A 19,219-nucleotide genomic window follows, 5' to 3' on the forward strand; every position below is an offset into this window, starting at 1 on the left:
GACGACATGACCCCGGATCAAGCCTACTTCAACCTTCCGCCGCTCCGCGTGGCGGCCTAATCTCGGCAGAGGCTCCACTTATCGACGCGGAAAGTCTGTTCAGACAAGCGGGACCAGCTCTGATTGCATATCGCAATAGCATTGACTATTCCGCTCTCGCAACGAAAGTGGCGGCTATATCAGGGGATAGCATAGACAAGATCAGCGCTGCTCTCGAACCCCAACGTGCGAGTGCGGAAGCTACGAGAACTGCGCTCGTAAATATAATAAGCTTTCAGATCGCCGCCGCGAACGCTAAAGTGGCAGCAAGGAAGCAGCTATTATGGAAGATCATTGATTTAGCCACAAAGAAGTCCAATGATCCACGAGTCCCGCTCTTGGCTGGATATCGAGGACTCAACGAGCTTGATGCATCCGCGTTTGCTCAAGCAATCCATTCAGCTACGCTGCAAACGGCCAAGGCATCTTCGGCGCGAGAGTTTGAAAATTCAGTGCAGCTTCTGGTGAAGTCGGCAAAGAATAATTTGAGAGCCATTAAAATACTGGAGACTTTGAACGACAAAACTGAGCACCAGACAGATGCCCTGCGACAATCGATCATTGGCCATTTGGCCGCAGCTGCTAAGGATTCCAACGTTGGCGATCAACTGGCGATCAAGGTAGCGGATGCAATTTCCACGCTACCGCCCGGCCCGGGAATGGAATACGGCGTAGAGGTTCGTATCCAATCTTTGATTGAAGACATCTACAAGCAATTCGCGTCAGCACTCCGCAAGGTGCCGGAGCTGAAAGAATGAAGCCAAGAACCTGCACAGCGGCTGCACTGCTAACTGTTTGGCTTGGATCGATGGCCGTCGGCTCGACAATTACGGCCAGTCTAGAAAAGTGCAGAAGCGCGAACGCATCTATCGTTGCGAATCCAAACAACGGCTCTCTGGCAGACATTGATCTTGCGTTTGAGCGGGCCAAGGCATTCAAGCTGGCTCAATGCAAAGATGCGGAAATCGCGGCCAAGAGATTGGAGGAAAAACAGAAGGTTCTCGAAAGCGCGATTAACAACGCGGATTCTGCAGCGGCCGCTGCGACTGGCCGCGCTGATAAGGCCGTTGAATTACAACTTGCGTCCCTAGGAGACGCCAGAAATCAACTCTGGGCCATACCCAACGATCCGAATGACACGAACAATAAGCGTTTCCAGGAGGCCCTCGTACGCTTCGCAACGTCAGACCAAAATATTCAGAGCCTCTCGCAAACCTGGGATTCGATTTTTGCACCGCTCGCCGGTAGTCCATTCAAAATTATGATGGACGCGACGGACGACGAGGAATTTCCTACTGATGCAAGGCAATTTATCCAGGATTATCTCGATCAGATTCCGCCGTATCTTCTCGGAAGAGGACCTGCGCCGAGAGAAAAATTGGATTTCGTTTTCGCTCAATCTGACCTTTCGAAGTGGTCGGCTCAATTGAAAAAGGTCGTCTACGCAAAACCCATCAAACAAAGAGCCGACAAATCATTGAATCAGAGTCTGGATCCCGATGTTGTCGAGACACAAGCCAAAGTCATTCGTAGAGCAGCGCTATCTCGGTTTTTTAATCGCAATCTGACGTGGGGCCAGATGGCGGGGGCTTCTGGTGCCTGCTCCTTAGCTAGAGCGACGCTAACCATTCAGATCGCGAGCCTCGAGGATCTAGTTCGATTATCGCCCGATAGATTGCGAGTCGCAGTGAGTAAAATTACCCAGCCAGATATCGTTGATCGGAAATCGCTTATTTCGAACCTGCGCTGCGATCCCAGCGTCGATCCCAAAAACTTGAAGTCCGCTCTGCGACGATGGACCAGGGTTCTTCCCGACATTTGTGCAGGTAAAGCGCCTGACATCGATGTGAAAGTTAAATCGTTACTGTCGGATATTAACATCTTTCTAGGTGATGCGGGGCAACCACCAGCAGACGACACCGAGCTAACGGAAGCTATTGGCCAGGAATTGTGGAGCAACGGGTATGACCTTGCGACTGAATTCTGCGCGGCAGGTGCAAAATAGAGCGTTTCTCCTGATCTTTTTAGTGTCACTCATGTTGATGCTTGCTTCAAGGGCGCAAGCGCAGGTCGGTTACGTGAAAATTACGGTGTTGGATTACCAACCTCACGACTATCCAATGTATGTAAGTGCGAATGGCATACGTATCGCCACTGTTCGACACTCAGACGCAAGCAAACCCTCTGTTTGGATCCCACTGACTTCCGCGCACTTGAGCTCAAATTCCAACCAAACACCCTTGACCGTAACTGCTTCTTGGAACCCAAACGACTGCAAGTTTAAATTTCGAATTGAGTTTTCGTCGGACGGCAAGAACGTAACAGCACCGCTTGGCGATTTTGACGCTCCAGCATCTTCCTCTGCCGGGTACATTCCTCTTGGTCGGAAATGCGAGGGTAACGCGCCAGTATGCAGCTCGGACATTAATCTACAACGAGCGATCGCGTGGGATCATTTCAAAGCTCTTGCCAAGGCCCTCCTTGGCTTCAATCAGAATGTTGAAAATGGATTGACTAATCGGATCACTTCTGCAGAAGGAAAGCTATCCAAAACAGCCTTGAATCTGAAAGAGTCCTCTCCGCCGAATGTCGACAAGAATTCGCAAATCCTCGCAGAGCAAGTTCAAAAGTGGCAAACAGAATTTGAACGGGATCAAGGTAATGCCTCCGGACGTTTCGATTTGGAGGGTGATAAGCCTAGCACTGACTCTATTAATTTTGAAGACATCGTAGACAAAGCAATTGATGCTACGAATAGCCGGTCGCTCCAAAATATCGATTTAGGCTCACTGCCGGATCCCACCACGGGGGGGCCATTGAGTCAGCTCGATGAGGGTATTCCAACCTTAATAAAAGATCGTCGGTATCTATTGGAATTAGATATAGAGGCCGGCATCGCCACTCAGGCCCAAATAAGGGCCCAGGAACAGCTAGAAAAGGCTGGCCCTTGGTTCAGAGTATATATCCTGAGAGGACACGCCTTCTGCCATGCAACTGAAGTGGTCTTTAAGAAGAGCAGTTCTTTGGTGGCACCAGAGGTCAGCGCCCTGATGACAGCAGCCGAAATGATCCGAGGCAAGGAAGTGTGCCCGTACGGAAAAACATTCACCGCCGAGGAACGCGCCACAAAACTCTGTGAGTTGGGAATGAAGTTCGGCTTTAAAAAATTAGGCCTTGACCTTACCTCAGACGAAACATCAGAGAAGATGATTATCGGGATAGTGAAGAAGAAGATCCAAAAGGGCCTTTGCAGCGCAATCGTGGATGCATCCGCGCCGAATGAGTGAAGTTAGACGGTCGGCGCTCCGTAAGAAGCGCTTTATCGGAGAGTAGTCGTGAACTCAACTTAATTTAAGTTCAGGGCTACTGGATAGCATGACTTTCCAGACCCTCACGCAGATTAGAAATTCACAGTTCGGCGTAGGCCGCAGGGTTGACGTTATCTGATGACGCACAATGTAGCGCTAACAGGAAGCAGCCCTCTCGGATTTACTTCTCAGCGGACCGCATGATGGATTTCTGCAATTCTCATTTGATTTTTCTCAACGGACGAGAAGTAATGAGGTAACGCTTCTTCCGCGTACCCATAAGCGTATGCCGGCGGGGGCAAATAAGGGGTGTGACCCAGCGTCGACTTCAAACGGCTCTTGCTCTGTTGCTCACTTTGGCACGCCGTCTTCTGCCGATTGTTCTCGCTTCTAGGCTTCGGAGCCGACTTCGAAGCTTCTCCACTTCTCTAAGCTCCGCCACAATCGTTTGCAGACGTTCACGCAGAACAGCAGAGGTATAAACCTGACGTGTACTGGACATTACCTGCCTCTGAATATGACTTGAACTAAGGAGTGGACGAAAAACAACGGAAGTCGAATAATCGCCAGTTCGAAGCTCAGTGAGCTAGAGCCGCAGCCGCCAGGTGCTCCCAGTACTCTGCCTCTGCGAGCAGCTTCCAGCTTCTCTCAGGATCACGCGCGGCAGTCTGTCGGCAAAGGGACGCCATGGCGCGAAAGCGGCGGACAGATTCCATTTTCAACCTCCCGTGTTTTCCCCAAACGTATTTTTTAATTGTACGATGGAGTCATCATGATTATTCGACATAACTAAATTTGTCGTTTAGGGGCAGCCGATTAGGTCCCGGCAGCGCGTCCGACAGGAACTATTTTCGCTTTAAGCTTCACATCGCTTTCGAATGCTACTTATTGGCTCCTGTTGCGCGCAGATTCCGCCAGCTCCGCGCAATCGAGCGCACCGCCAGGGAGCGTCCCAGATAGCAACACGATCATGCGAAGCTGGCTAAGCAAGCATCCAATGTCGCAAACCGAACCGACCGACCGCGGAGAGCCTTCTCTAATCGGTCCGTTGCTGAGCACCTGAATCTTATTGGCGATTAGCCCGGCGCCAATGCCGGGCTCATTCGTCAAGGTCATCCCTCCGGGGGGGCGCGCTCGAACGAACGACTAAAGATGTTGTGGCTACCGAGCCTTAGCGGCATCTGGATCGCACCGGCGGTCTCGCTCGGATTTACTCCTCGAGAACGCTATCATTTCCCTTCAGTCCCGCGATAGTCTGTCGCTCTGGGACCTGCTGTGGGCGATAGCGCGACTCGCGATCGCGCGGGGCCGGGCGTTCGGATGGATCGCGGCCGAGCTTGGATTGCAGCTCGACGAGATCGGTGAAGACGTCGGCCTGGCGGCGCAGCTCGTCGGCGATCATCGGCGGCTGGCTGGCGATCGTGGAGATCACGGTGACCCGCACGCCGCGGCGCTGCACAGCCTCGACCAGGGAACGGAAGTCGCCGCCATCTGGTCGATGTGCTCGGCGAGCTCCATGGCGTCGACGGCAAGCTCGATGTCCATGTTGCCCTTGACCTTGCGGCGGCCGGAGGCGTCGATGAATTCCTTGGTCGCCTTGGTGACGACGGTGTAGCCGTTGTAATCGAGCCAGTCGATCAGCGGGCGGATCGAGGAGAATTCTTGGTCCTCGATAACGGCGGTGTAGTAGAACGCGCGTAGAAGCGTCCCCCGACTCTGAAATTCGCCCAGCAGGCGCTTGTAGTCGATGTCGAAACCGAGCGTTTTCGCCGTGGCGTAAAGATTGGCTCCATCGATGAAGAGCGCTATCTTGTTGGGAGACGACATGATGCGTGATCTCAGGAGGAGGAAGTGCGGGGGCGTACCTATGAACCCGCCAATGAGGCGGCACTTCTAAAAACTTTCATCAAAGCCGGACCTCCCAATGCTATACTGAGGTCCTTTAACCTTCAAACAGTTTTGCAGCCGCCAAGATTAATTTGAACACCTCGTTCGAGCGAAAATTCCCACCGGCGCATAAAAAGCGGTGTCGGCGCCTGTGGATTGGGTCAGGCCTTTGAACTATTCTCAGACTGTTCGCAATCCTTTCGCAGTGCAATGTCTGATCAATTCCCAATCTATGATGTCGCCTTGAAGAAGCGAGGCCGAGGGTGGACTTGGCGCGTGTGCACCAGCGAAGAGACTGTTGTGATGTGGGGTCGGGAAGACAGCCGCGCCGCTGCTAGATACAAAGCAGCTAGGGCGCTTTTTCTGTTGTTGCTCTCGGCGTCATACCCAACGGCCAGGTTAACGTCGTCCAATCGAGGCTCGGCTCAGAACGGGACACCTGTCCGCCTCGGTCACCGCGAAAGATGGACTTATAGCGCACTAGGTTCTGGCGGGAGAACCCGTGACCACATACCCAAATAAAATAAGAGCCCCGCTTGTGAGGCTCCTGTTTCAGTCATGTTCGATACGCATGGTCTCAAACGACCATTTTCTTTTTCCTTCCGGAGGCCTTTATCTTCACCGAAGAAGGCACGCTCACGCCTGGATCTGAGCCTCGGCGCCCTCCTTCTTCTTGCGCGGCTTGCGGTTCTTTTTCAATAACCCGGCCTCCTCATTGAGCTGCTTGTGAATGGTGTCGAGCTCGCGCTCGATGTCTGCCTTCTGCTTGAGCAAAGCGCGTAGTCGTTCGATTCGTTCCATTAGTGTTCTCGCAGGTTCAGGGTTTTGCCACCGGATTGAAGCCACGGCCGATTGAAGGCCCAGCCGCGATCAGTAGGCTGCGGTGCATCGCCTATGATTGTGGGAAACTGAGTGAATCCAAAGCAATTGAGATATTTGGCACTCATCGAAGCGAGCAGCGCGATCATGTTCTCGACGCGCGTCTTGGTCGTTGAGGTGAAAAGAATGGTCAGATTTGGCAGACCGAAATGGGTCTCATACAGCCGGTGTTCCAGGACCGTCAGATACGCCGCCAACTTCGTTTCGATAGCCTGCCGGTCCCGGTTGCTCGACACCAACGGTTCGGAAGCGCAGTCCGTTTCAAAGACACAGAAGCGGTACGTATCATCCGAATAGGCGATCCCGAATGGGCGCCCGTCAGGTGTGAGCCTGTAGTTGTAGTCCTTGCTCTTGTAGCAGAAGGCAACCGGGATCGAATGATCGCCGCTTTCCACAATAGGCTTCGGAGTGCTCGGGCTGTTCAAGATTTCATTGAAGGGGATCAGGCGCTCGCGCGCGCCGATCTCAAACGAGGCTGCGGTCTGGCTTTCCGTAAGAGCGTGAATGAAGTGGATCGAAGGTTCGCGCTGCGCCACCTCAAAACCGATTTCCTGAAGCTTAGCGATGCCCTTATTGGTCAGGTGGAAAGCTTGGGCGCTCCATTGATACAGCCTCGGGCTTTCTAATTGAGTGCGATGCACCTGGATGAACTTATTTGGTTCGCGCTTGAGGAGATTGAGCCGGGCGATTACCGCGCCGTACGAGCGTCTCGTGAGCGCTGCGATATCCTCTGCCGTCAGAACTGTGTAGCGCCCGAGGTACTTGAGGATTTCAATATCGCCAGCGACGTTCGGTCGAATCGATACGACCTGGCCGGCGCGCTTGATTGGATGAGTTGACCATCGTGAATTCATAGATGCATAGCTAGAACGTCCAATAACGAAAACATAGACGGCGGCTATGCGGAACTTGGCTCACCCGTGAGGCGCTATGTGGCACATCGCACAGGCTAGGTTCGAGAAAAATAATTGTGAGGTTATTTGTAGTGGTCAGCGCCACGCTTCCACTTAGTGGGTTTGCTGGGGTCTGGGTTACCGTGCGGTAGAACGCGCTTATCAGCCTGAGGAAGAATAACTGCGGGCGGAATTTCTCCTGTATGGGAATTCAACTCTCTTGTTGCTTCTGGCGCTAGAACGGAGATCGTTTCTAGAGGAGGCTTCTGCTTTGCATCCTCGCGCGCGTCGGCACCAAAGATTGCGCGATTGCGGTCTAGCATCTTTCGATGCTGCGTGTCCGACATCTGCGGCTCACGAAGCAAGGGTTGCCATGGCACGGATACCGACGCAGGATTTCTCATGAGGTTGCGAACGAAACACGCGAATGTGGCGTGAGAACTTGTTTTCCTTTGTGCCCTGATAAATTCCGGATCGCATCGAAGCCCATTGGATACATACTTGAGGTCGTCCGCCTCAACACTGGCAGCATATTTGATGCTGGTGTTGGTCGACATGGCAGCTTGAAGTTTGCCTGTTAGGGAGCTCGATAGGTCTTGCATGGCATGGGTGATGCCGACGCGATACTCGCGGGCCAATTGAAGGAAGCGTGGAGTCTTTTCCTCGTCCACAAAAAGCTGGGCCTCGTCCATGAAGACAAATGCTTCGTGCCACTGTGATTTCGGGATTTTCCCACGGGCGTATGTCGCTGCAAGCGTCAACCCCAAGATGGCTCGCCCCCACAACTGACAGCCATCTTCTCCGAGGAGATCTATGTCAGCATTCACCAGAACAATTTTGCGATTCTGGAGAGCCTCAAACATATCTATCGTACGATGGGATGGAGAGAATGCGGCATCGATCTCACGAACTCCTAAAATGTTGTAGAGCCTCTGTTTGACCTGATCGCGCGTGCTTCCGTAATCAGACTTTCCACTGTAGTAGTCATTTTCAAAAAAACGGATCGCCGTGCGGTCGAGCTGTCGTATGCTCGAGGCGAACTTGCTTTCATCGAGCGTGCGGGCGCGGTCGTCACAGAGATCTAAGAGGTCATGGATAGTCGCCTTTGGAATCGTAGAGAGCAGGCGAACAAGGAAGGTGAACATAGTCGTCATTTTGGGCGTAATGGCATTGTCTTTAGAAGCAAACATATATTGGTAGATATCAACGAGCTGATTTTCGTTGACCGGGAGTCCCCGCGCATCAAACATATTCAACGCTGGTGTATATGATGGGTCGACGACTACAATTCGATCTCGAAGCCTGCCGTTATCCGGGTCGAATAAAGCAAGCCTCTGAATGCGGCCAACGAGCAAACCCTTCGGGTCGACGACGATAATCCCGGGAGGGTTGGGGCGTCGTAAAAACTCCAAGATCTGATTTTCCATCAAGGTGGTTTTGCCGCCGCCCGAGGCTGCCACTATCAGCGTGTGCTCGAAGCGATGCTCATCCGTTATCGGTTCCGCTGAAAGGTCGTGCGGCTTCTCAAGCAAAAATTTGGCTTGATATGCCTCCTCTGCTTTTCTGTCAGCTTCTATGCTGTCGTCGAGTTCCTTAATTTCTTTTTCTCGATCTGCTGAATCGTTGTACTCCCATTCCGCTTGAATACGCATGATGAGTTCTCGTTCAGCTACGCTGATGGAAAGTACCTTTATCGTGTTCCAATTTTTTGCAAATGCGTTCCATCGATTGCGAAAATCCTCTCTGAATGCGAGATCTGCGGGTGAATTCTCTGTTAGGTATTCAGCGTCGTGTTCATCACACACCTTGTTGAGTAATTCTTTGAAGTACGGATGGTCGCCGTCGGCTTTGACATCGAATGCGTATTCTTTATCCAGATACTTGCCGATTTCCTTTTCGTAGCACTCCTCTGAACAAAACCAGTAACCAGTGAACGTTACTCGGCCTGTCTCATCGAGATTGGAATATTGTGAATCGAGCGCATCGCGGCGCTGGGGCGTTCCACAACCTAAGCATCTGTCTTTTGTGAAGCGCATGGCGGCCTCCGAGGAGGCGACCAGCGTTTGACCAGTGTTGGATGCTGGCCTCGTCTGGTCGCCCGCTCCTTTAGGAGCTGCCGGAGCTGGCCGCCGAACGCCTCTCAAGCCAGTCGATGATCTCATTCTCCCACCAGACAATTGGTGAGTTGCGGTGATCCGACAGTTTGAAGCTGGACGGAAATTTTCCGCAGTCTTCCAGTCGCGCTAGATGAGTTCTCGAATAAGGGACACCAAACTGCCCACGAAGACGTTTGAACGTAACCACTGCTTTACTAGTCATGCGTCGTACTCCTGTTGGAGCCGTGCGCACGGCTGTTAAGTCAGCCGACGAGGAGAGCTTATCCGATGTTGCTCGTTAACCGATCAGTTTTCTTAAATGAGCTTCGAGCTTTTGCAGCGCTGCGCGTTTTTCGGGCAGGTAATCATACCTGTCGCATCGAGCAGCGATCGGTGCAAAACGGCAGCCCGCGTAAATCTCGCAGCGCGAAAAGCGTTACGAGCAGGCCGGCCAACCAATAGGGCGCATCCATTTAGGTAATTGCATTATCGCACGCTTGGTCGGCCTCAGATTTCTGCAGTTGCTAGGAACAAACAAGCTGATCCGGAGTGAATTCCGAAGCCTTGTCCTTCCGCCAGAGGCGATGCGTCACCGGCCCCGAGTTGTTGGCTCCTGTGTGCACGACCATGCGTTACGTGGCATACGCTGTCGATCTATGGGGAGTCGCGCACGCGACCTACGAGCTAGAGTGCGGCGTCGACGCCGCCGCAAGACGTCGAGCATTGAAATTTCTCGAAGCGCATCCGGTGGTCGAACTCTGGAGCGGCCCGCGGCGGATCGCAAGGCTAACTGTGGATGGGCCTGAGGAAACGGCGGCCGGGCCCCATCAACGAGGTGGAGCCCGAAAAATCTCAAGACGACATGGCGCGTAAGCAGTTCGGCCCGCTCGGTGTTCCTGGCTCGCCGGGCCTAGCTAGGCGCGCATGGGCCGCAAGTCGAGGAGAACACGCCTGCTATCCGATTTGGATCTTGCGAAAGAAGCGATTGGTTATTCCGGGATTGATAGCCGGCGACATGTCCGTGGCGAGCTCCGCTCATCGATGCCCGTTCATAGCTTCCGATATGTTACGTGCGCCGTCGCAAACGGAATGCCCGCACGTCCAGCAATCCCACGCACGATGCAGGCGCGATCGTCGATTGCATAGAACCAGTCGTCGAAATTCAGTTTGAAAGATTTGCCACCGATTTGCGGGGTGTCGCGGGTGTACTTCCAATGGAAGGCGCAACCTGCTTGCTGACCTATTGCCTCGCCTTCGATTCGGTTTTCCAGACCGGTGTACCTACCTTCGTCGCCTTTTCGTATTGTCCAACGCAACGTGTCAGAATGCCCGTCATCGAATGTGTATGTCTCGGTGAATAGAACGATTTGCGTGTCCGACTCGAATTCACCGTGCGCAGCGATTGTCGCGCGCTTCAGCAACCCGCCCACCAGACTTTCCAGCACCGCCCACCCTTCGATCCGTCCCACAAAAAATTGCTCAGGAAGAAATATCGGCCTTGTCCCTTTGAAATCGTCGATCGCCATTGGCGGACCCCGCTCAGGAATTCTCCCCAAAACTAAGTCTCCTCTTACCAATCGGTTCCGATCGGCGCTGCACAGCCCGACGGGCCTCTTGTCGTCTGAAGCGACGCGGCCGTGCGGCAATCATAGATTACAGAAGAACCCTTAGGCCCCGATCACTGGGGTAGTACCTACGAACATTTCTTCGCTATGCCGCGTCATATAGGCAGCCGGAGCAGCTCATGGGCCATCGAGAAGAACTTCAAAGGCTGCAACATCAGTTCGAACTGGCCAACCGCGCGATTCCCCTGATCAGCGATGAGGCGACGGCGGAGCGTCTGGCAAGGTTCGCAGATGAGATCAAAGGCAGGCTCGATAAGCTCCAAGCCGCCGCGCTATGCGAGCAAACCAGCAGGCCCGCTTTCGAGGCCGCGCCTCATTGGGAGGTTCAATGACGCATGCCTAAGAAGACGATGTGCGAGCACGTGCGTATAAGCTCTGGGAAGCGGCCGGGAAGCCGGAAGGGCGCATGGATGAGTTCTGGTACGAGGGCGAGCGGCAGCTCAAAGCCGAGCGGGTCAAGCGCGAGGTTAAAACACCTGATACCCTCTGAGCCGTAGCACTTCCTAGGCAACTACTAATTTTTTTACATGAGCTTCGAGCTTTAGCAGCGCAGAGCGTTTTTCGGGCAGGTAATCATACCTGTCGTAAATCTCGTCGAGGTCGGTTTTGCCCCCACCGGTCACGTGGTTGAGCATGATCTCTGCGATCTCGCGCGATATTCCGAGGCGCGCGAGCATGGATCGGAAGGTACGCCGAAGATCGCGCACCTGCCATCCAGTCACACCTGATCGCTTGTCGATCTCTTTTTTCAGTTTCCCCCACGAGCCATCGTTGAAGTGCGTATCCTTGATGTGACCGGGGAAGTAGTAGTCGGTAGTCTTGTCTCGCCAATTGTCGCCCATCTTTTCTTGCCGATCGAGGATCGCACGCGCCATCGGCAGGATCGGGATTGCGTGCGCGCGCCCATTCTTTGTGAATTCTCCGGGGATAGTAACCACGCGCCCTTCACGCCACGCTCGTTGCAGCCGTCCTATTTCGCCGTTCCGACAACCCCACAAAATGATTAGCCGGATCATATCGCCGAAGAAGCCCTCGCATGCGTTCCACACCTTCTTGAGCTCGGCGTCGCTCAGGATGCGACTACGTTTTCTATCATTGCCTGGAGCCGGATAGCCTTCGAGCGGACTACGCTTGATGTAGCGGTGGGGAGGTTTCGTGCACCATCGGAGCATCGTCCGGAGTGCGCGGAATGCGTGAAGCTGTTCACTGGGCACGTCGGAAAGCTTCCCGAGTTCACGCTCAATCGTTGCATCCTCAAGTTCATCGAGCGTGCATCGAAATTCCAGCCGGTTAAGGAGGCGAAGAGTTTCAGACTTGGTGCGCTCGCTTTTGCCTTTGTAGTTCTCCTCGACGAAGACGAGCTTCGCTTGGTCGAACTCGATGCTGATTTCCTTCTGCCCGACTGGAGTGCCGAGGGCGACGAACGCGCGGCGGCGCGCTTCCGCGAGCTTGAGATCAGGATAATGACCCAGCCGAATTTTGGTGCGATTTGGCTCCTTGAGGACGATCCAGGTCTTTCGACGCTTGCCGACGCGCAAGCCGAAAGCCGGCGTCTTCCGATCCATGTAGAGGCCGGGCTTCAGCGACTGAACGGAGAGATCTGTGAGTCCAAGAATTGGCACGATTTGGCACGCCTTTCACGCGGATTGAGGCGGATAACCATGCCGAAGTATACGAGGGTCGACTCGCGGAAACCACTATAAAGCAAGGGGTTTGCGGGCACCATGTGTAACGGCGGAGAGGCTTCACAAAAGATTGGGAAGCTGCCGTTCTACCATTGAACTACGCCCGCGTTGCGCAGTGGCCAGCGCCCGCCCTGATTAGCCGAGACGGCGCCTGCCGCCAAGCGCTTTGGCGCGCCCGACCGGACGCTTGTTAACGTCTCGTCAAGATTCCAGGTGCGCCGGATTGTGGCGGTGTTATGATCTCGCGTCTGGGGAAAGCGTGCACTGAGTGGGGCGTGTGCATGGTGGGGCGTGCCTATGCGATATTCGACACGGCCATAGGCCGCTGTGGCATCGTCTGGAGCAATTCCGGCGTGGTGACCGTGCAATTGCCGGAGGCGCGGGAGATCGACACCCGTCGCCGGATTTTCCAGGTCCATCCCGACGCGCGCGAACAGCGGCTGTGCGAGAATGCCGAGCTTGCGATCGAGGGCATCGCAGCCCTGCTGCAAGGCAGCGATCCCGATTTTTCCGAGGTCAGCCTGGATGCCGGCGACGTGCCCGCCTTCAACCGGCGGGTCTATGAGTTCGCCTGCACCATCCCACGCGGGGAGACGCGCACCTACCACGAGATCGCCAAGGCGTTAGGGGCTTCCGGCGCGGCGCATTCGGTAGCGCAGGCGACCGCGAAAAATCCCTACATGCTGATCGTGCCCTGCCACCGGGTGCTGGAGGCCGGCAATTATGCCGACCGGCTCTCGCCCTATGGCGGGGCGATCTCCAAGCGGCGGCTGCTGGCGCTGGAGGGCCCCCACCCCCTCGCCAGCAAGACGCTGTTCGAGGTGCTGCTGCCGGTTGCCCCTCCCAGGCCGAGTTAAGGCGCGATTTTGATCGCGCCTTAACTCGTTTTTTGGGCATGATCTTGTCGGAAAACCGCTACACACTTTTCCGGATCATGCCTACATAGGCGCGATGGACGCAACCACGCTGCTGACGACGCGCACGATGACGGTCTCCGAGTTTCGCTGCGATGCGGGACCGGGCGACAAGCCTTTTGCCGAGTCCCGCACCGGTCATTCCATCGCCTATGTCCGCGCTGGCAGCTTTGGCTGCTATTGCCGCGCAGGGTTCTTCGAGCTGGTGGCGGGCTCGGTTCTGGTCGGCGCGCCCGGCGACGAATACACTTGCACGCACGAGCATGTCAGCGGCGACGTCTGCCTGTCGTTTTTCCTCGGCGAGGATCTCGTCGACGCGCTCGGCGGAGGCCGCGAGGTCTGGCAGGTCGGCGCGACGCCGCCGCTGCCGGAACTGATGGTGCTGGGCGAGCTGGCGCAAGCGGCAGCAGATGGCAACAGCGACATCGGCCTCGACGAGGTCGGCCAGATCTTTGCGGGCCGCTTCGTCGATGCCGTTTCCGGCAAGACGCGCAGGCAGACCCGACCTTCGACGCGCGATCGCCGCCGTGCGGTGGAAGCCGCACTTTGGATCGACGAGAACTCGCACGACGAGGTCGATCTCGAACAGGCCGCGCAGCGGGCGGGCTTGAGCCCGTTCCATTTCCTACGGCTGTTCTCCGCCGTGCTCGGCGTCACCCCGCATCAATATCTGGTGCGCTCGCGGCTGCGGCATGCCGCGCGCCTGCTCGCCGATGACGGCATCGCGGTCACCGACATCGCCTATGACGTCGGCTTCGGCGATCTCTCCAACTTCGTCCGCACCTTCCACCGCGCCGCCGGCGTGTCGCCGACCAAGTTCCGCCAGGCCTCGCGGGGAGAGCGCAAGATTCTCCAAGAACGCCTCGCCCTCAACTGACTAGATTCGTCTCCGGCGCGCCCCATTCGCGGCGCGCTAGCAATGGAGACGATCATGTACGACCACATCGGACTGCGCGTTGCAGACCTCGACGCCGCCACGCGCTTTTACACCGCGGTGCTCGCCCCGCTCGGCTACGTCCTGTGCTCGAGCGGCGACGGCTATGCCGGATTCGGACCGAAGGGCGAGCCGGCGCTCTGGCTGCATCTGAACAAGGGCCGCAAGGCCGATGGCGCCCACATCGCGTTTCGTGCCAAAGACCATGATGCGGTCAAGGCGTTCCACAGCGAAGGACTGAAGAGCGGCGGCCGCGACAATGGCGGCGCCGGACCGCGTAGGGATTACAGCCCGACATATTACGCAGCGTTCCTGATCGATCCGGACGGCAACAATGTCGAGGCGGTTTGTACGTGAATTTAGCCACTATCACCGGTGCTGTCATGCCCCGGCTTGACCGGGGCATCCAGTACGCTGCGGCTTCTCGATTCAATCACTGCCGTCTCTGGAATACTGGATCGCCCGATCAAAGTCGGGCGATGACACCTGTGACGATGGCATGCGCCTGCCCCAAGCACGCCGACGCAATCACCATCCTTGTCTCCTCGCACTCAGGGAATCCCCAATGGCCTCCATCCACAACGACATTCCCCTCAATGCGTCCGCGCGCGACGTCTGGAACGCTGTGCGTGATTTCGGCGCGCTGCATCAGCGGCTGGTGCCGGGTTTCGTCACCGCCTGCACCCTCGACGGCGATGCGCGCATCGTCACCTTTGCCAATGGCTCTGTGGCGCGGGAGATGCTGGTCGATAGCGACGATTCGCGGCAGCGTCTCGTCTATGCGATCAACAACGAGCGGCTGACGCACTATAGCGCATCTGTGCAGGTGATCGCCGAAAGCGACGGCAAGTGTCGCCTCGTCTGGATCATCGACATGCTGCCGAACGAGCTTGCGCCTTATGTGCAAGCGCAGACCAAGGACGCCGTCATCGCCATACACAAGGCGTTTCCGCCTGCAGCGGCCCGATCCGCTCTGTGACTTTTCCCACAGAGCCGTGCCCTCGCCGGCCGTAACCATGGCCGCGTGCGTCCGGTTGGCTCCGCTCTCCCGGCGGCGCCACGCACGCGAGGAGCATGCCATGAGAGGTGCGGACAAGGTGATCTGCCAGGCGGCCGCCGTGCTGCTGCTGTTTTCCGTCGCGAGTACGCCGGCCAAGGCGCAGTTCGCGGGCTTCGGCGGCGGCGGAGGCGCCGGCAGCGAGGACATGATGACCCAGATGGCGCCGATGCTGGAGATGATGAAGGCGAAGATGGGCAAGCGCCGCTTCGCCATGATGATGCAGACCATGGGTCCGATGATGAGCCGCATGATGGAGAATGGCGGCGGCGGGCTTGGTGGTCTCGGCGGTGGCGGCTTCGGCGCGCACAATTACGGCGGCTACATGCCGGTGGGCAGTGGCGGCTATATGCCGGCCGGGATGGGCGGCGGTGACATCATGGGCATGCTGGGCGGGTCCGGCGGCGGCGACATGATGGCAATGATCCCGCAGCTGATGCGGCTCGCCAATGTCGGCGGCGGCGGCGGCCATCGCCGCCACAGGCATCGCTAATCGGCCATCGTCGACAGCGCTGGCCTGATCGCAGGTTTGCTCTCGCGCGGAGCCCAGCGCGTCAGCACCACGCTGGCGCTCGACAGCAGGCCGAGCACGACCATCGAGCTCGCAGCCAGCCAGAAGAAGCTTTGCGCGGTGGCGTCGTGCGTCGACAACCACCAGCCGCAGGCGGCGATGTAGATCAGCCGCGCCGTCTGCGCCAGCACCGGCCCGATCACCTTTGCCGCGGCCTGCGACGAGAAATACATCGTGGTTGCAAGGCCGAAGAAGGCGTAGAACGGCGCCACCGTCGACAGGTATTGGTGACTTGTGGCGCGCACGATGGCGCTGTCGGTGAAGATGTTGACCCAGAGATCTGGGAACAGCGCGACAAGACACGCCGGGGTGCCGACGGCCACGAAGGCGGCGGCGCTCGCGATCCACGCGATGCGTCGGGCGCGCGCGATGCGGCCGGCGCCGATCGCCATACCCACCATCGGCACCGAGGCGATGCCGAACGAGAATGCAATCGAGGTCAGCAGGAATTCGAGCCGCGCACCGATGCCGTAGCCGGCGAGGATCGCGGTGCCGAATTTTGCCAGCATGTGGGTGAAGATCGAGATCGTCAGCAGCGATTGCAACGGCGAGAAGCAGGCGATGGCGCCGACCTTGAGGATGTCGAAGAACATCGCCCATTGCACGCGCAAGCCGAGGAGCTTCGGCACGACGCGGGCACGGCCGGAGAACAGGTACCAGCCCATCACGCAGATGTTCATGGAATAGGCGATCAGCGCGCCGGCGGCGACGCCGCGCATGCCGAGCTGCGGCACGGGGCCAAGCCCGAGACCCAGCGTGCCGCCGAGCACGACCTGCCAGACCGCGGAATTGAGGATCAACAATGACGGCAGCTTCATGTTGCCGGTGCCGCGCAGCACGCCGGCCATGGTGTTGAGCAGCCAGGGCAGCACAGCGCCGCCGAAAAACACCTGCGTGTAGGCGACCGCATGGGTCAGCACATCGCCGCGGCCGCCGAGCATTTCAAGAACCCGCGGGCCGAAGATCAGCATGCCCAGCATGAAGACGAGACCGAATGCGATGCCGATCAGCATCGCATGCGCAGTGAGCGTTCCGGCGCGATCGCGATCGCCGGCGCCGATCGCGCGCGCGATAGCCGAGGCCACCGCGCCGCCCATGGCGCCGCCGGACATCGTCATGGTCAGGATCACGGTCGGAAACACCAGCGCCATCGCAGCCAGCGCTTCCACACCAAGGCGTCCGATATAGGAGGTCTCCGCGATCACCACGCAGGTGCCGGCCGACAGCGCGATGACGTTCGGCCAGGCGAGCCCAAGCAGCGTGCGCAGGATCGGGCCGTCCGTCAGCGCGCTCTTCACGGGGCGCGGGAGCGGCGGCAACGGACGCTCTTGCTCATCGACCGGGATTTCGGCGATGTCGGACATTTCCTCTCCCGGGCACGGATCGCCGACATGCGGCGGGCAATGACTAGGTGTGCCAATTGTTTTCTTCGCGCAAAAGGCGCGTTGCGAGGCTTGTTAGCACGGCACGCCCCGATTCCTCCTGCGTCCGGCGCAGGCGTGCCCTGCGGCAGCGATGGGATGCGGCCTCTCCGCGCGAGCGGCAGGGCGATCGCGCATGGATTTCACGAGAACTGTCCGCGGGCTTGCTCCGCCTCTCTCGCTTGCGGGTGAGGGCTTTCGCCACGCAGGGATGTCCACCGCAATCCCTCAGACAATCCCGACGCGGAGGCGCCCCACACATCAGCCCTCCCCCGCAAGCGACCGCAAGCGGGAGAGGGAGGCCAGCGACACCTTTGCCTACTCAACCGTCCAAACCAGCGGCGGACGGCCGCCCGCAGCTGGGCGCATGTGCACGCCGATTTGCCGGCCGCAGCCGGCAGCGAGACCTTCAAACAACCCTTCCAGCACTTTGCTACATGCGCGATGATAGTCCGCGACGTCGTGCATCAGTCTCCAGCTCTGCTGGCGGATTTCGAACGTGCCTTCGGACTTCGTCGATTCGGCTGCATCGTCCTGCGCGGCGAACAGCGCGTCGAGGAAAGCTGCGAACTCGGGCGCGCCGCCACGGCTCATCGCCAGTGCGGCGGCGACGTCGTCAAAATATTGCATCCCGATCAGCTTGCCGGTGAGGTGCAGCAGATAGCCCGCGTCTTCCGGCCCGAACAGCTGCACCATCACGGGCGCGGCGGTGCGCACATATTCCATCGCGTAGTTGCGATAGGCTTTTTCGAGCCGCGGTTTCGGCCAGCTCGATACCGGCAAGGCCGGTGCGGTGTTGGCGTCGAACAGCGGCGCTTCGAGATGCCGCGCAAACGCCAGGCGCTGGTCGAGCTCGAGCGGGTGGTCATATTGGTGGTAATAGCCTTCGAGCCCGTCCTGGCCGTCGACGCTCTGCTTGGTGCAGACGAAGCCGAGCCTGATGTCGCCGAGCGCGACGCCATTGTTGGCGTGCCACCCGCGCAGCATCGCGCGGCTGACTTCACCCGGCACGCCGCAGATCGCGGTGCCCTTCCAGATCCAGCGCGGCGGCGGATAGCGGATCCAGGCCTTGGTGTCGCTCTCGTACATGTATTCAACATGCACGCCGCCGATCCAGTTGGAGAGATAGTGATATTGCGCGGCGGCGACCGCCGGCGGCAGGTGGCTGAGCCCGAGCTTTTCGAGGCCCGGCAGGAAGCGCTCCAGCTGCTGGCGGCGGAACACGCGAAAGACGAACTCGGCAGCATCCGCCGTGCCGCGCCGCGTGACCACGGTGAGGATGAGGCCGGTAAAATAGGCATGATAGAGATCCGCCACCGCGCGCCAGCGTTTCCGTTGGGCTTGCTGCGCGGCGTCAAAAACGGCGGTCATGTTCGCTCCCGGCTTGTTGTTTTGCCAGAGTGTGTCATCGCGGATGGAGCGACGCAATCGGAGGCGAATTCAGCGGTAGCCCGGATGGAGCGAGTAGAGTCGAGGAGAGGCGCGGTGACTATGGGCCGTGCGGCAACGTCCCGTTTCCTCTCCCCGCTCATCAAACCGGACGTGCCGATTTCCGGCATCCGGCTTTCCGACTGGTTTCATCACATGGCACGCGGCAGCGGCCCCAGATGCACGCGGCGGAGCCGCAGCACGCCGGCGGGCCCGAAGACATGGTCAGCGGGGAACCTTCGTGTGCCGCGTCCTTGCACCTTGCACCGTCTTCGCAGGAAGTGTCGCACGCGATCATAGACGTGATTGTCGACCGCCCGGTAGGCCATCAGCCGGGTGCCGTAGCTGAAGTAACTCGACCAGCCGCGCAGAAGTCGGTTCAACTGGTCGCGTACCTCAGGCCACGGATCTTTGTTGCCGGAGACCAGAAGCCCATCGATTTTGCCTTTGAGCCTCTGGACGCTCTTCCTGGAAGGGCTCGC

General features: G+C 57.8%; 17 protein-coding genes and 1 pseudogene. 9 read left to right on the forward strand and 9 right to left on the reverse strand.

Features of this window, described 5'->3' with window-relative positions; translation table 11 throughout:
- The 3 genes from IVA82_RS09230 to IVA82_RS09240 all read left to right on the forward strand — a co-directional run.
- Positions 1-797 (forward strand): hypothetical protein (locus tag IVA82_RS09230; RefSeq protein WP_247493260.1); only part of this gene is annotated, 797 nt, incomplete at its 5' end.
- Positions 794-2,044 carry a hypothetical protein gene (locus tag IVA82_RS09235; RefSeq protein WP_247383559.1) on the forward strand — a complete coding sequence of 417 codons (1,251 nt, stop codon included), beginning with the start codon at positions 794-796 and terminating at the stop codon, positions 2,042-2,044. The genes IVA82_RS09230 and IVA82_RS09235, both read left to right, overlap by 4 nt.
- Positions 2,004-3,326: a hypothetical protein gene (locus IVA82_RS09240; RefSeq protein ID WP_247383558.1), complete on the forward strand. Its 1,323-nt coding sequence runs from the start codon at positions 2,004-2,006 to the stop codon at positions 3,324-3,326. Before IVA82_RS09235 ends, IVA82_RS09240 begins: the two co-directional genes overlap by 41 nt.
- Positions 3,327-4,557: 1,231 nt before the next feature.
- On the opposite strand, the pseudogene IVA82_RS09245 reads toward IVA82_RS09240, so the two are convergent.
- The 5 genes and pseudogenes from IVA82_RS09245 to IVA82_RS09265 form a co-directional block, all read right to left on the reverse strand.
- Positions 4,558-5,174 (reverse strand): annotated as a pseudogene (locus IVA82_RS09245) (NYN domain-containing protein).
- A 696-nt stretch (positions 5,175-5,870) separates the two neighbouring features.
- The gene (locus IVA82_RS09250) at positions 5,871-6,035 is read right to left on the reverse strand and encodes a hypothetical protein (RefSeq protein ID WP_247383557.1); all 165 of its coding nucleotides are present in this window, start codon (positions 6,033-6,035) and stop codon (positions 5,871-5,873) included.
- Positions 6,035-6,967 (reverse strand): hypothetical protein, encoded by a 933-nt coding sequence (locus IVA82_RS09255; protein ID WP_247383556.1) that lies wholly within the window; start codon positions 6,965-6,967, stop codon positions 6,035-6,037. Before IVA82_RS09255 ends, IVA82_RS09250 begins: the two co-directional genes overlap by 1 nt.
- A 122-nt stretch (positions 6,968-7,089) precedes the next feature.
- Positions 7,090-9,042, reverse strand: coding sequence for a hypothetical protein (locus IVA82_RS09260; RefSeq protein ID WP_247385828.1), 1,953 nt, complete (start codon positions 9,040-9,042; stop codon positions 7,090-7,092).
- A 1,109-nt stretch (positions 9,043-10,151) separates the two neighbouring features.
- On the reverse strand, positions 10,152-10,628 hold the full coding sequence (locus IVA82_RS09265) for a DUF3833 family protein (RefSeq protein WP_247385829.1): 477 nt from the start codon (positions 10,626-10,628) through the stop codon (positions 10,152-10,154).
- A 451-nt stretch (positions 10,629-11,079) separates the two neighbouring features.
- On the opposite strand from IVA82_RS09265, the gene IVA82_RS09270 reads away from it, so the two are divergent.
- Complete coding sequence (locus IVA82_RS09270; RefSeq protein WP_247385832.1) at positions 11,080-11,217, forward strand: DUF2934 domain-containing protein; 138 nt, start codon at positions 11,080-11,082, stop codon at positions 11,215-11,217.
- Between the two features lie 13 nt (positions 11,218-11,230).
- On the opposite strand, the gene IVA82_RS09275 is transcribed toward IVA82_RS09270, so the two are convergent.
- A complete protein-coding gene (locus tag IVA82_RS09275) occupies positions 11,231-12,349 on the reverse strand; it encodes a site-specific integrase (protein WP_247385833.1) in 1,119 nt (372 codons plus the stop codon).
- Positions 12,350-12,693: 344 nt separating this feature from the next.
- On the opposite strand from IVA82_RS09275, the gene IVA82_RS09280 reads away from it, so the two are divergent.
- The 5 genes from IVA82_RS09280 to IVA82_RS09300 all read left to right on the forward strand — a co-directional run bounded on the left by IVA82_RS09280 (position 12,694) and on the right by IVA82_RS09300 (position 15,810).
- Positions 12,694-13,269 carry a methylated-DNA--[protein]-cysteine S-methyltransferase gene (locus IVA82_RS09280; protein ID WP_247385835.1) on the forward strand — a complete coding sequence of 192 codons (576 nt, stop codon included), beginning with the start codon at positions 12,694-12,696 and terminating at the stop codon, positions 13,267-13,269.
- 94 nt (positions 13,270-13,363) lie between these two features.
- Entirely contained in the window at positions 13,364-14,203 is an 840-nt protein-coding gene (locus IVA82_RS09285; RefSeq protein WP_247385837.1) for an AraC family transcriptional regulator, read from the forward strand.
- Between the two features lie 54 nt (positions 14,204-14,257).
- Positions 14,258-14,617 carry a VOC family protein gene (locus tag IVA82_RS09290; protein WP_247385838.1) on the forward strand — a complete coding sequence of 120 codons (360 nt, stop codon included), beginning with the start codon at positions 14,258-14,260 and terminating at the stop codon, positions 14,615-14,617.
- A gap of 208 nt (positions 14,618-14,825) precedes the next feature.
- Complete coding sequence (locus tag IVA82_RS09295) at positions 14,826-15,239, forward strand: SRPBCC family protein (protein ID WP_247385839.1); 414 nt, start codon at positions 14,826-14,828, stop codon at positions 15,237-15,239.
- Positions 15,240-15,339: 100 nt separating this feature from the next.
- Positions 15,340-15,810, forward strand: coding sequence for a hypothetical protein (locus IVA82_RS09300; protein ID WP_247385840.1), 471 nt, complete (start codon positions 15,340-15,342; stop codon positions 15,808-15,810).
- On the opposite strand, the gene IVA82_RS09305 is transcribed toward IVA82_RS09300, so the two are convergent.
- The 3 genes from IVA82_RS09305 to IVA82_RS09315 all read right to left on the reverse strand — a co-directional run.
- Positions 15,807-17,252, reverse strand: a complete 1,446-nt coding sequence (locus IVA82_RS09305; protein ID WP_247385841.1) for an MATE family efflux transporter — start codon at positions 17,250-17,252, stop codon at positions 15,807-15,809. The two genes, IVA82_RS09300 and IVA82_RS09305, sit on opposite strands and share 4 nt — an antisense overlap.
- A 375-nt stretch (positions 17,253-17,627) precedes the next feature.
- Complete coding sequence (locus tag IVA82_RS09310; protein WP_247385844.1) at positions 17,628-18,680, reverse strand: hypothetical protein; 1,053 nt, start codon at positions 18,678-18,680, stop codon at positions 17,628-17,630.
- A 209-nt stretch (positions 18,681-18,889) separates the two neighbouring features.
- A partial coding sequence (locus tag IVA82_RS09315) for a group II intron maturase-specific domain-containing protein (protein ID WP_276578017.1) occupies positions 18,890-19,219 on the reverse strand: 330 nt, incomplete at its 5' end.

It is taken from the genome of Bradyrhizobium sp. 142, assembly GCF_023074015.1.
Classification (GTDB): Bacteria; Pseudomonadota; Alphaproteobacteria; order Rhizobiales; family Xanthobacteraceae; genus Bradyrhizobium.